Source organism: Pseudomonas putida (assembly GCF_050989985.1).
In the GTDB taxonomy this organism is placed as follows: domain Bacteria; phylum Pseudomonadota; class Gammaproteobacteria; order Pseudomonadales; family Pseudomonadaceae; genus Aquipseudomonas; species Aquipseudomonas putida_AI.
Genome location: NZ_CP158815.1, coordinates 1,349,188 through 1,361,989 on the forward strand (window position 1 = coordinate 1,349,188; position 12,802 = coordinate 1,361,989).

Here is a 12,802-nt window from a genome sequence, read left to right on the forward strand (position 1 = left end):
GAGCCGAACGCGGAGCGTCCGTTGAGGCATTCCCACGCAGAGCGTGGGAACGATCTATGTGGGCCAATAATTATCGACTTCCCCCGTAGGCGCTTTCCTACTGTTACCTGTCAGATCTCAAGTAACTGAATGTGTAACCGCTCCACGCCAATACGAGTCATTGGGAAACCCGACATCCCTTGTTCGGGGCAAAAAAGCACCTCAAAAAAATAACTCCCCACGCCAAGCTTGCCGGATTAGAAGGGTTTGCCAATAATAGGCCCGCAATTTGCTACATAGATCGGTTTACCCTCTTTTGCCTTTGCATGAATTTGCAGGGCTGTCAACGCGCTCAAACGGCTTTCTCGATGCTTCTGTAACTAGTTGTCGCATTGAAGAAATATCGGCCTCGGGCCTGTCGTTAGAATGCCGATCACTCGCTCGTCGTTGCCTGTGTTGAAAAATTGCGCAGGCTTCCTAGGACGGAGCAACACATTTCCGGTTCCACTCATTCGCATATTGGGCTGTCGCTCACTCTGCCGTTTTAGCCCTTTTCCGATGGAGTCCCAAGATGAAGAAACTCGTGCTGCTTGGCGCCCTGGCACTGTCCGTGCTGTCCCTGCCAACCTTCGCCGATGAAAAACCTCTGAAAATCGGTATCGAAGCGGCTTACCCTCCGTTCGCTTCCAAAGCGCCGGACGGCAGCATCGTTGGTTTTGACTACGACATCGGCAACGCCCTGTGCGAAGAGATGAAGGTCAAGTGCGTCTGGGTCGAGCAAGAGTTCGACGGTCTGATCCCTGCACTGAAAGTGCGCAAGATCGACGCCATCCTGTCGTCCATGTCGATCACTGAAGATCGCAAGAAGTCCGTGGACTTCACCAACAAGTACTACAACACCCCGGCTCGCCTGGTCATGAAGCAAGGCACTCAGGTCAGCGAAGGCCTGACCGAGCTCAAGGGCAAGAACATTGGCGTGCAGCGTGGTTCGATCCACGAGCGTTTCGCCCGCGAAGTCCTGGCTCCGCTGGGTGCCGAGATCAAGCCATACGGTTCGCAGAACGAAATTTATCTGGACGTGAGCGCCGGTCGCCTCGACGGCACCGTGGCAGACGCTACGCTGCTGGATGACGGCTTCCTGAAAACCGACGCCGGCAAAGGCTTCGCTTTCGTGGGTCCGGCCTTCACCGACGTCAAATACTTCGGCGACGGCGTAGGTATCGCAGTGCGCAAGGGCGACAAGGCTGAGCTGGACAAGCTCAACGCTGCCATCGCGGCCATCCGCGAAAACGGCAAGTACAAGCAAATCCAGGGCAAGTACTTCGCCTTCGATATCTACGGCAAGTAACACGCTCCGGCGACAAGTCCGAAATGGCGCAAGCAGCAGGATCACTGAGGTTTGCGCCATTTTTTCATCCCAACTTTCGAGGACCTGAATCATGTTGAAAGGCTACGGGGCTGTCATCCTCGATGGCGTTTGGCTGACGCTTCAGCTCGCCTTGTCGTCCATGGCTCTGGCCATCGTGCTGGGCCTGATCGGCGTGGCACTGCGTCTGTCGCCGGTGCGCTGGCTGGCCTGGCTGGGCGATCTGTATGCCACGGTGATCCGCGGGATTCCCGACCTGGTGCTGATCCTGCTGATCTTCTACGGCGGCCAGGACATGCTCAACCGCGTGGCGCCGATGCTGGGCTATGACGAGTACATCGACCTGAACCCGTTGGCCGCCGGTATCGGCACCCTGGGCTTCATCTTCGGCGCGTACCTGTCGGAGACCTTCCGTGGCGCGTTCATGGCGATCCCCAAGGGCCAGGCTGAAGCGGGCATGGCCTACGGCATGAGCCGTTTTCAGGTGTTCTTCCGGGTGATGGTGCCGCAGATGATTCGCCTGGCGATTCCCGGCTTCACCAACAACTGGCTGGTACTGACCAAGGCCACCGCGCTGATTTCGGTGGTGGGTCTGCAAGACATGATGTTCAAGGCCAAGCAGGCGGCCGACGCCACCCGTGAGCCTTTCACCTTCTTCCTTGCAGTGGCGGCGCTGTACCTGGTGATCACCAGTGTTTCGTTGCTGGCATTGCGTCACCTCGAGAAGCGCTACTCGGTAGGCGTAAGGGCGGCTGAGCTATGATCTTCGACTACAACGTCATCTGGGAGGCCCTGCCGCTGTACCTCGGCGGCTTGGTCACCACCCTCAAACTGCTCGCCCTGTCGCTGTTCTTCGGCTTGCTGTGTGCGTTGCCGCTGGGCTTGATGCGCGTTTCGAAAAACGCCGTGGTCAACATGACGGCGTGGCTCTACACCTACGTGATCCGCGGCACGCCGATGCTGGTGCAGCTGTTCTTGATCTACTACGGCCTGGCGCAATTCCAGGCCGTGCGCGAAAGCTTCATGTGGCCGTGGCTGTCCAGCGCGACCTTCTGCGCCTGCCTGGCCTTCGCGATCAACACCAGCGCCTACACCGCCGAGATCATTGCCGGCAGCCTGCGCGCCACGCCGAACGGCGAGATCGAAGCGGCCAAGGCCATGGGCATGTCGCGCTTCAAGATGTACAAGCGCATCCTGCTGCCGTCGGCACTGCGCCGCGCGCTGCCGCAGTACAGCAACGAAGTGATCATGATGCTGCAGACCACCAGTCTGGCGTCCATCGTGACCCTGATCGACATCACCGGTGCCGCGCGCACGGTCAACGCCCAGTTCTACCTGCCGTTCGAGGCGTACATCACCGCCGGCGTGTTCTACCTGTGCCTGACCTTCATTCTGGTGAAGCTGTTCAAACTGGCCGAGCGCCGCTGGCTGGGCTACCTGGCCCCGCGGAAGCACTGATATGGAACGCATCGATCACGCTTTGCCGTGGAGCCATCTGGGCAGCGAGCGCCATATTTCGGTGTTTCGCTTCGGCAGTGGCGAGCGCAAGGCCTACATCCAGGCCAGCCTGCACGCCGATGAACTGCCGGGCATGCGCACCGCCTGGGCGTTGAAAAAACGCCTGGCCGAACTCGAAGCCCAGGGCTTGCTCAACGGCGTGATTGAACTGGTGCCGGTGGCCAATCCACTGGGGCTGGGTCAACTGCTGCAAGGCAATCATCAAGGGCGTTTCGAGGCGGGCAGCGGCAAGAACTTCAACCGTGATTTCGTCGAGCTCAGTGCGCCGGTCGCACAGCAGCTCGATGGGCGTCTGGGTGACGATCCGCACGCCAACATCCGCTTGATCCGCCAGGCCATGAGCGATCATCTGGCCGCATTACCAGAGGCGAGCAGCCAGTTGCAGGGCATGCAACGCATCCTGCTCAGCCACGCCTGCACCGCCGACGTGGTGCTGGATCTGCATTGCGATGCCGAAGCGGCGCTGCACATGTATGCCTTGCCGCAACACTGGCCGCAGTGGCGCTCGCTGGCCGCGCATTTGAATGTGCGGGTCGGTCTGCTGGCGGAAGACTCCGGCGGCAGCTCCTTCGATGAAGCCTGCTCGTTGCCGTGGCTGCGCTTGTCGCGACTGTTCCCGAATGCACAGATTCCGCTGGCGTGCCTGGCGACCACCCTTGAATTGGGCGGTCAGGCCGACACCGGCCGCGAGGCGACCGAGGCCTGGGCAGAAGGCATTCTGGCGTTCCTCGCCGAGCAAGGTTTGATCAGCGGCGAATGGCCCAAGCCTGCGCAAGAGCCTTGCGAAGGCATGCCGTTCGAAGGTACCGAATTGCTGTTCGCGCCGCACCCTGGCGTGATCAGCTACTTGCGTAAACCCGGCGAGTGGATCGAAGCCGGTGACGAAATTTTCGAAGTGATCGATCCGCTGGCGGATCGGGTCAGCACGGTGTGTGCTGGTACGTCCGGGGTGCTGTTTGCCATTGAACGGCTGCGTTACGCCCAACCCGGTTTCTGGCTGGCCAAGGTGGCGGGGCGCGAAGCGCTGCGTCACGGGCGCTTGCTCAACGACTGACTGACTGCTTTTTGTGAGAACCGACCGCATGTACAAACTTGAAGTCCAAGACCTGCATAAACGCTATGGCAGTCACGAAGTGCTCAAGGGCGTGTCCCTGAAAGCGGCGGCTGGCGATGTGATCAGCATCATCGGCTCCAGTGGCTCCGGCAAAAGTACCTTCCTGCGTTGCATCAACCTGCTGGAGCAGCCGCACGCGGGCAAGATCCTGCTCAACAACGAAGAGCTGAAACTGGTGGCGAACAAGGACGGCGGGCTGAAGGCCGCCGACCCGAAACAGCTGCAGCGCATGCGTTCGCGCCTGTCGATGGTGTTCCAGCACTTCAACCTGTGGTCGCACATGACCGCCATGGAAAACATCATGGAAGCGCCGGTCCACGTGCTCGGCATGTCCAAGGCCGAAGCCCGTGAAAAGGCCGAGCTTTACCTGAACAAGGTGGGCGTGGCGCACCGCAAGGATGCCTACCCAGGACACATGTCCGGCGGTGAACAGCAGCGTGTGGCGATTGCCCGTGCACTGGCCATGGAGCCGGAAGTCATGCTGTTCGACGAACCGACCTCGGCACTGGATCCGGAGCTGGTGGGCGACGTGCTGAAAGTGATGCAGGCCCTGGCCCAGGAAGGCCGGACCATGGTGGTGGTGACTCACGAAATGGGCTTCGCCCGTGAAGTGTCGAACCAGCTGGTGTTCCTGCACAAAGGTGTGGTCGAGGAAAGCGGCAACCCGCGCGAAGTGCTGGTGAACCCGCAATCCGAACGCTTGCAGCAATTCCTCTCGGGTAGCCTCAAGTAATCAGGGCTGCCGCTGTGCACCCTGTAGGAGCGAGCTTGCTCGCGATCGCGAAATTTCAGTCACCACAAGCGTCGACTGACCTATTACTATCGCGAGCAAGCTCGCTCCTACAGGAAGTCTCCCACCAGCTGAACTTTTGCCGGTCTTGAGATTTGCGTTCATTTACGGGCTAGCATTGGCCCATGCCTTCATCACTGTTCTTCGCTTCGGATCGCTCGCCCATGACTGCCCATCGAATTGGTTTCCTGATTTGGCCCAGCACTAAAGCACTGACGCTTGCGCTGGCTGAGGAGGCCTTGCGTGTTGCCCAGCGTGTGCATCCGGAAGTGGTTTACGAACTGTCCTTCCTGCAAGCCGAAGCCCCGGTCGACGGCGCCTGGCAATTGCCGGGCGAGGCATGGACCGGCAAGCTCGAGAATTTCCAGAAACTGTTCCTGCTCGCCGACGAGCCGCCGACCACCCTGGCGCCCGCGCTCAGCACTGCCCTCAAGCAACTGGTGCGTGCCGGTTGCGTGATTGGTGGCCTGTCTGCCGGTGTCTATCCGTTGGCGCAACTGGGGTTGCTCGATGGTTATCGCGCGGCGGTGCACTGGCGTTGGCAGGACGATTTCGCCGAGCGTTTTCCGAAAGTCATCGCCACCAGCCATCTGTTCGATTGGGATCGTGATCGCCTGACCGCATGTGGTGGCATGTCGGTGCTCGATTTGTTGCTGGCGGTGCTGGCCCGGGATCACGGTGCGGAGTTGGCCGGTGCGGTTTCGGAAGAGTTGGTGGTCGAGCGTATTCGCGAAGGCGGCGAGCGTCAGCGTATCCCGCTGCAGAATCGCCTGGGCTCCAGCCATCCGAAACTCACCCAGGCGGTGCTGTTGATGGAAGCCAACATTGAAGAGCCTCTGACCACCGACGAAATCGCCCAGCACGTGTGCGTGTCCCGTCGCCAGCTGGAGCGGATCTTCAAGCAATACCTCAATCGCGTGCCCAGCCAGTACTACCTGGAACTGCGCCTGAACAAGGCCCGGCAGATGTTGATGCAAACCAGCAAGTCGATCATCCAGATCGGCCTGTCGTGCGGTTTCTCCTCGGGGCCGCATTTCTCCAGCGCCTACCGCAACTTCTTCGGCGCCACGCCGCGGGAAGATCGCAACCAACGGCGCAGCAGCAGCCCGTTCGAATTGTCTTCGGTGCCGTCCGAACGCGGCTAGCCGTCCCTCCCTGTAGGAGCTGCCGAAGGCTGCGATCTTTTGATCTTGCTTTTAAAGGTCAAAAGATCGCAGCCTCGTTTCACTCGACAGCTCCTACACAGCTCCTGCACCCTTCCTATAGAAGCTGGTAAATCAAATCCCTCCAAGCCTGCCGTTAACTGCTTCGTACAGTTAAACTGCGCCTTTGCGACCCTATATGTCGCATTGCCGTAAACCCGGGAAAAACCGGGGTTTGCGCTATAAGAAGTTGTCGCTTGGCGGCAAGGCCGGGCTGAAAACTGTCCTTACAATCCCCCCATCGCTCGCCAGTTTCAGGCGAGTGTTTTCTCTTCAGGAGACTCCGATGTCCGTTGAGCACGCTGCGGTAGAACGCGCCGATTTCGACCAGGTAATGGTTCCCAACTACGCGCCTGCCGCTTTCATTCCGGTCCGTGGCGCCGGTTCCCGCGTCTGGGACCAGTCCGGCCGCGAGCTGATCGACTTCGCCGGCGGGATTGCCGTAAACGTACTGGGCCACGCGCATCCGGCGCTGGTCGGTGCCTTGACCGAGCAAGCCAACAAGCTGTGGCACGTGTCCAACGTGTTCACCAATGAGCCGGCCCTGCGCCTGGCCCATAAGCTGGTTGATGCAACCTTTGCCGAGCGTGCCTTCTTCTGCAACTCCGGCGCCGAAGCCAACGAGGCCGCCTTCAAGCTGGCCCGTCGTGTCGGTTTCGACCGTTTCGGCAGCGAGAAGTACGAAATCATCGCCGCGCTCAACAGCTTCCACGGCCGCACCCTGTTCACCGTGAACGTCGGTGGCCAGTCGAAGTACTCCGACGGCTTCGGTCCGAAAATCACCGGTATCACCCACGTGCCGTACAACGATCTGGCCGCGCTGAAAGCTGCCATTTCCGACAAGACCTGCGCAGTGGTGCTGGAGCCGATCCAGGGCGAAAGCGGCGTGATCCCGGCCGAACTCGAATACCTGCAAGGTGCCCGCGAGCTGTGCACCGCGCACAACGCACTGCTGATCTTCGACGAAGTGCAAACCGGCATGGGCCGTACCGGCAAGCTGTTTGCCTACCAGCACTACGGCGTGATTCCGGACATCCTGACCAGCGCCAAGAGCCTGGGCGGCGGTTTCCCGATCGCGGCCATGCTGACCACCGAAGACCTGGCCAAGCACCTGGTCGTCGGCACCCACGGCACCACCTACGGCGGCAACCCGCTGGCGTGCGCCGTTGCCGGGGCGGTCATGGACGTGATCAACACCCCTGAAGTGCTGGCGGGCGTGAATGCCAAGCACGACAAGTTCAAGGCGCGCCTGGAGCAGATCGGCGAGAAGTACGGCCTGTTCACCCAGGTGCGTGGCCTGGGCCTGTTGATCGGTTGCGTGCTCAGCGATGCCTGGAAGGGCAAGGCCAAGGACATCTTCAACGCCGCTGAAAAAGAAGGCCTGATGGTGCTGCAAGCCGGTCCTGACGTGGTGCGTTTCGCGCCAAGCCTGGTGGTTGAAGACGCCGATATCGATGCCGGCCTGGACCGTTTCGAACGTGCCGCGGCAAAACTGACACAAGCCTGATAGACCCTTCGACGCCTGAGGATTCGGGCGTCGATCCAAATTTTGATACCGGTCCCGCTTTTCTGTAGGAGCGAGCCTGCTCGCGATGGTGTGTCAGTCGACATCATTGTTACTGATCCACCATCGCGAGCAGGCTCGCTCCTACAAGGGGCCGGCTTATTTTCCTCAAGAGTTGAAAAAGGAGTGACACCATGCTGGTGATGCGCCCCGCGCAAATGGCTGATCTGGGCGAGGTACAGCGTCTGGCTGCGGACAGCCCGATTGGTGTCACTTCCTTGCCGGATGACGTTGAACGCCTGAGCGACAAGATCGCCGCGAGCGAAGCCTCGTTCGCCGCCGAAGTCAGTTTCAACGGTGAAGAAAGCTATTTCTTCGTGCTCGAAGACACCGCCACCGGCAAACTCGTCGGTTGCTCGGCCATCGTGGCGTCGGCCGGTTATTCCGAGCCGTTCTACAGCTTTCGCAACGAGACCTTCGTGCACGCCTCCCGCGAGCTGAAGATTCACAACAAGATCCACGTGCTCTCCCAGTGCCACGACCTGACCGGCAACAGTTTGCTGACCAGTTTCTACGTGCAGCGCGAGTTGGTGGGTTCGCCGTGGGCCGAACTCAATTCCCGTGGGCGCCTGCTGTTCGTGGCCAGCCATCCGGAGCGCTTTGCCGATGCCGTGGTCACCGAGATCGTCGGTTACAGCGATGAAAACGGCGACTCGCCATTCTGGGATGCCATCGGCCGCAACTTCTTCGACCTCAACTACGCTGAAGCCGAGCGCCTGTGCGGTCTGAAGAGCCGTACCTTCCTGGCCGAGCTGATGCCGCACTACCCGATCTACGTGCCACTGCTGCCGGACTCCGCTCAGGAAGCCATGGGCCAGGTGCACCCGCGGGCGCAGATCACCTTCGACATCCTGATGCGCGAAGGCTTCGAGACCGATCACTACATCGACATCTTCGACGGCGGCCCGACCCTGCACGCCCGCGTTTCGGGGATCCGTTCGATCGCCCAGAGCCGCGTGGTGCCGGTGAAGATCGGCGAGCCGGCCAAAGGTGTCGGACGCCAGTACCTGGTGGCCAATGCACAGTTGCAGGATTACCGCGCCGTGTTGCTCGAGCTCGATTACGCGCCGGGCAAACCCGTGACTCTGGATCTGGAAGCCGCCGAAGCCCTGGGCGTCGGTGAAGGTGCCAGCGTGCGCCTGGTGGCGGTTTAAGGCCGGTCTGAAAGCATTCTGCAAAGCAGCGAAGTTTCGCGGGTGGCGTTGGCGGCCCGTTTGAGGAGATAGCATGATCGTTCGTCCCGTACGCAGCAGCGATTTACCCGCTCTGATCGACCTGGCCCGCAGCACCGGCACCGGCCTGACCACCTTGCCGGCCAACGAAGAGCGCCTGACCCATCGGGTCGGCTGGGCCGAGAAGACCTTCCGCGGCGAAGCCGGGCGGGGCGATGCGGACTACCTGTTCGTGCTCGAAGACGACGATGGCCGTGTGGTGGGGATTTCCGCGATCGCCGGTGCCGTCGGCCTGCGCGAGCCCTGGTACAACTTCCGCGTCGGTCTGACCGTCAGCGCTTCGCAAGAACTGAACATCTATCGTGAAATCCCTACGCTGTTCCTGGCCAACGACCTGACCGGCAATTCCGAGTTGTGCTCCTTGTTCCTGCACGCCGATTACCGCACGGGCCTCAACGGCCGCATGCTGTCCAAGGCGCGGATGCTGTTCATCGCCGAGTTCCCGCACCTGTTCGGCAACAAGATCATCGCCGAGATGCGCGGTGTGTCCGATGAAGCCGGGCGTTCGCCATTCTGGGAAAGCCTGGGTCGGCACTTCTTCAAGATGGAATTCAGCCAGGCCGACTACCTCACCGGCGTGGGCAACAAGGCGTTCATCGCCGAACTGATGCCGAAATTCCCGCTGTACACCTGCTTCCTGTCGCCGGATGCGCGCAACGTGATCGGCCAGGTCCACCCGGACACCGAGCCTGCGCTGTCGATGCTCAAGAGCGAAGGCTTCAGTTATCAGGGTTACGTCGATATTTTCGACGCGGGCCCGGCCATCGAGTGCGAAACCGGCAAGATCCGCGCGGTACGCGACAGCCAGGCGCTGGTGCTGGCCATCGGCACGCCGGGCGACGACGCCACGCCTTTCATTATTCATAACCGCAAGCGCGAAGACTGCCGCATCACCGCCGCACCCGCACGCTTCGCCGCGGGCACGCTGGTGGTCGATCCGCTGACCGCCAAACGTCTTCAACTCAACGCCGGCGATCAGGTGCGCGCCGTTCCGTTGTCCGCTGCTCGGGAGTCGAAATAATGAAGTCGCTATACATCGCAGGTGAATGGCTGGACGGTCAGGGCGAAGCCTTTGAGTCGTTGAACCCGGTGACCCAGCAAGTGCTGTGGGCCGGCAATGGCGCCACTGCCGCCCAGGTCGAGTCGGCCGTGCAGGCCGCGCGCCAGGCGTTTCCCGGCTGGGCCCGCCGCACCCTGGAAGAGCGTATTTCGGTGCTGGAAGCCTTTGCCGCAGCCCTGAAAAATCACGCGGACGAACTGGCTCGCACCATTGGTGAGGAAACCGGCAAACCCCTGTGGGAAGCGGCGACCGAAGTCACCAGCATGGTCAACAAGGTTGCGATCTCGGTGCAGAGCTACCGCGAACGTACCGGCGAGAAGAGCGGCCCGCTGGGCGACGCCACCGCTGTATTGCGTCACAAGCCCCATGGCGTGGTTGCTGTATTCGGTCCTTACAACTTCCCGGGTCACCTGCCCAACGGTCACATCGTCCCGGCGCTGCTGGCGGGTAACAGCGTGCTGTTCAAGCCAAGCGAGCTGACGCCGAAAGTCGCCGAGCTGACGGTCAAGTGCTGGATCGAGGCTGGCCTGCCGGCAGGTGTGCTGAACCTGCTGCAGGGCGCTCGCGAAACCGGTATCGCCCTGGCGGCGAATCCGGGAATCGACGGCCTGTTCTTCACCGGCTCGAGCCGCACCGGCAATCACCTGCACAATCAATTCGCCGGTCGTCCGGACAAGATCCTGGCGCTGGAAATGGGCGGCAACAACCCGCTGGTGGTCGATCAGGTCGCTGACGTGGATGCCGCTGTCTACACCATCATCCAGTCGGCGTTCATTTCCGCCGGTCAGCGCTGCACCTGCGCACGCCGCTTGCTGGTGCCGCAAGGCGCCTGGGGCGATGCGTTGCTGGCGCGGCTGGTGGCGGTCAGCTCGACCATCGACGTGGGTGCCTTCGATCAACAGCCGGCGCCGTTCATGGGTTCGGTGATTTCCCTCGGCGCGGCCAAGGCACTGATGGATGCCCAGGCGCATCTGCTGGCCAATGGCGCGGTGGCCTTGCTGGAAATGACCCAGCCTCAGGCTCAGGCGGCATTGCTGACCCCTGGCATTCTCGACGTGACCGCCGTGGCCGAGCGCCCGGATGAAGAGCTGTTCGGGCCATTGCTGCAAGTGATCCGCTACGCTGATTTCGAAGCGGCGATCGCTGAAGCCAACGACACGGCCTACGGCCTGGCCGCCGGCCTGCTGTCGGACTCCGAAGCGCGTTACCAGCAATTCTGGCTGGAAAGCCGCGCCGGCATCGTCAACTGGAACAAGCAACTGACCGGTGCCGCGAGCAGTGCACCGTTCGGCGGCGTCGGCGCCTCGGGCAACCATCGCGCCAGTGCCTACTACGCGGCCGATTACTGCGCATACCCGGTGGCTTCGCTGGAAACGCCGAACCTGGTGTTGCCATCGGCCCTGACGCCTGGCGTGAAGATGGCGTAATGCAAATCGCGAGCAGGCTCGCTCCCACAGGATTTGAGTAGTACACACAATTTGTGAACACCACCAAACCTGTGGGAGCGAGCTTGCTCGCGATGGCCGCGCCGCGGTCGCACTGAACAGTTACTTGATGCCTATAACAAACAGATTCTCGTGGAGCCTCGCTGATGAAATCCTATGAAGTCAATTTCGACGGTCTAGTGGGGCCGACCCATAACTACGGCGGTTTGTCCTACGGCAACGTCGCGTCCCAGAGCAACAGCCAGCAGGCGTCGAACCCCAAGGAAGCGGCGCTGCAGGGCCTGGCGAAAATGAAAGCGCTGATGGACATGGGCTTTCAGCAAGGCGTACTGGCCCCGCAGGAGCGTCCGGATGTGGCCGCACTGCGTCGCCTGGGCTTCAGTGGCACTGACGCGCAAGTGATTGAGCGCGCCGCCAAAGACGCAATGCCGCTGCTGGTCGCCAGCTGCTCGGCGTCGAGCATGTGGGTCGCCAACGCCGCCACCGTCAGCCCGAGTGCCGACACTGCGGACGGCCGCGTGCATTTCACCGCCGCCAACCTCAACTGCAAATACCACCGCAGCATCGAGCACCCGACCACCAGTCGCGTGCTGGGTGCGATGTTTGCCGACCAGAAGCACTTCGCTCATCACGCCGCCTTGCCGGCCGTGGCGCAGTTCGGTGACGAAGGCGCGGCCAACCACACCCGTTTCTGCCGTGAATACGGCGAAGCTGGCGTCGAGTTCTTCGTATTCGGTCGCAGCGCCTTCGACACCCGTTACCCGGCACCGCAGAAGTACCCGGCCCGCCAGACACTAGAAGCGTCCCAGGCAGTTGCCCGCCTGCACGGCCTGAAGGATGACGGTGTGGTCTATGCCCAGCAGAACCCGTCGGTGATCGACCAAGGTGTGTTCCACAACGACGTGATCGCCGTGGGTAATGGCGAAGTGCTGTTCTATCACGAGGATGCGTTCCTCGAGACCGACAAGATGCTGGCTGAGTTGCAGGCCAAGCTGGCCAAGGTCGGCGGGAAGTTCCAGTCGGTGTGCGTACCGCGTTCGGCGGTCAGCGTTGAAGACGCGGTCCGCTCCTACCTGTTCAACAGCCAATTGCTGACGCGTCCTGACGGCAGCATGCTGTTGATCGTGCCGGAAGAGTGCCGTGGCAACGAGCGTGTCTGGCAATACCTGCAGGGTCTGACCAGTTCCGGCGGCCTGATTCGCGAGGTCAAGGTTTTCGATCTCAAGCAAAGCATGCAGAACGGCGGTGGCCCGGCTTGCCTGCGACTGCGCGTGGCGCTCAATGAAACCGAACTGGCGGCGGTCAACCCAGGCGTTATCATGACGGCACCGTTGTACGGCACCCTGACCGAATGGGTTAACAAGCACTACCGCGACCGCATGACCGAAAACGATCTTGCGGACCCGCAATTGCTGCTTGAGTGCCGGACGGCACTGGATGAACTGACGCAAATCCTTAAACTGGGCGCGGTTTATCCATTCCAGATCAATTGATCGACGGCGCGCACCCGGGCCCGGGTGCGCGCCGGTTCA

11 protein-coding genes are annotated in these 12,802 nt (G+C 61.3%); all 11 read left to right on the forward strand.

The window, feature by feature from the left end; translation table 11 throughout:
- Positions 1-550 precede the first annotated feature (550 nt).
- The 11 genes from ABTV29_RS06430 to astB all read left to right on the forward strand — a co-directional run bounded on the left by ABTV29_RS06430 (position 551) and on the right by astB (position 12,763).
- Positions 551-1,327, forward strand: coding sequence for an ABC transporter substrate-binding protein (locus ABTV29_RS06430; RefSeq protein ID WP_433769325.1), 777 nt, complete (start codon positions 551-553; stop codon positions 1,325-1,327).
- A 91-nt stretch (positions 1,328-1,418) separates the two neighbouring features.
- On the forward strand, positions 1,419-2,108 hold the full coding sequence (locus ABTV29_RS06435; protein WP_110964517.1) for an ABC transporter permease: 690 nt from the start codon (positions 1,419-1,421) through the stop codon (positions 2,106-2,108).
- Entirely contained in the window at positions 2,105-2,803 is a 699-nt protein-coding gene (locus ABTV29_RS06440) for an ABC transporter permease (RefSeq protein WP_110964516.1), read from the forward strand. Before ABTV29_RS06435 ends, ABTV29_RS06440 begins: the two co-directional genes overlap by 4 nt.
- A gap of 1 nt (position 2,804) precedes the next feature.
- Positions 2,805-3,917, forward strand: a complete 1,113-nt coding sequence (locus ABTV29_RS06445) for a M14 family metallopeptidase (protein ID WP_433769326.1) — start codon at positions 2,805-2,807, stop codon at positions 3,915-3,917.
- A gap of 28 nt (positions 3,918-3,945) precedes the next feature.
- Positions 3,946-4,710: an ABC transporter ATP-binding protein gene (locus ABTV29_RS06450; protein WP_433769327.1), complete on the forward strand. Its 765-nt coding sequence runs from the start codon at positions 3,946-3,948 to the stop codon at positions 4,708-4,710.
- Between the two features lie 221 nt (positions 4,711-4,931).
- Entirely contained in the window at positions 4,932-5,912 is a 981-nt protein-coding gene (gene argR / locus ABTV29_RS06455) for a transcriptional regulator ArgR (protein ID WP_433769328.1), read from the forward strand.
- A 343-nt stretch (positions 5,913-6,255) separates the two neighbouring features.
- On the forward strand, positions 6,256-7,476 hold the full coding sequence (locus ABTV29_RS06460; RefSeq protein ID WP_433769329.1) for an aspartate aminotransferase family protein: 1,221 nt from the start codon (positions 6,256-6,258) through the stop codon (positions 7,474-7,476).
- Between the two features lie 191 nt (positions 7,477-7,667).
- Positions 7,668-8,687, forward strand: coding sequence for an arginine/ornithine succinyltransferase subunit alpha (gene aruF, locus ABTV29_RS06465; protein WP_433769330.1), 1,020 nt, complete (start codon positions 7,668-7,670; stop codon positions 8,685-8,687).
- 73 nt (positions 8,688-8,760) lie between these two features.
- The gene (astA, locus tag ABTV29_RS06470; protein ID WP_433769331.1) at positions 8,761-9,786 is read left to right on the forward strand and encodes an arginine N-succinyltransferase; all 1,026 of its coding nucleotides are present in this window, start codon (positions 8,761-8,763) and stop codon (positions 9,784-9,786) included.
- Positions 9,783-11,252 carry a succinylglutamate-semialdehyde dehydrogenase gene (gene astD / locus ABTV29_RS06475; RefSeq protein ID WP_433771770.1) on the forward strand — a complete coding sequence of 490 codons (1,470 nt, stop codon included), beginning with the start codon at positions 9,783-9,785 and terminating at the stop codon, positions 11,250-11,252. Before astA ends, astD begins: the two co-directional genes overlap by 4 nt.
- A gap of 164 nt (positions 11,253-11,416) precedes the next feature.
- Complete coding sequence (gene astB, locus ABTV29_RS06480; protein WP_433769332.1) at positions 11,417-12,763, forward strand: N-succinylarginine dihydrolase; 1,347 nt, start codon at positions 11,417-11,419, stop codon at positions 12,761-12,763.
- Positions 12,764-12,802 lie beyond the last annotated feature (39 nt).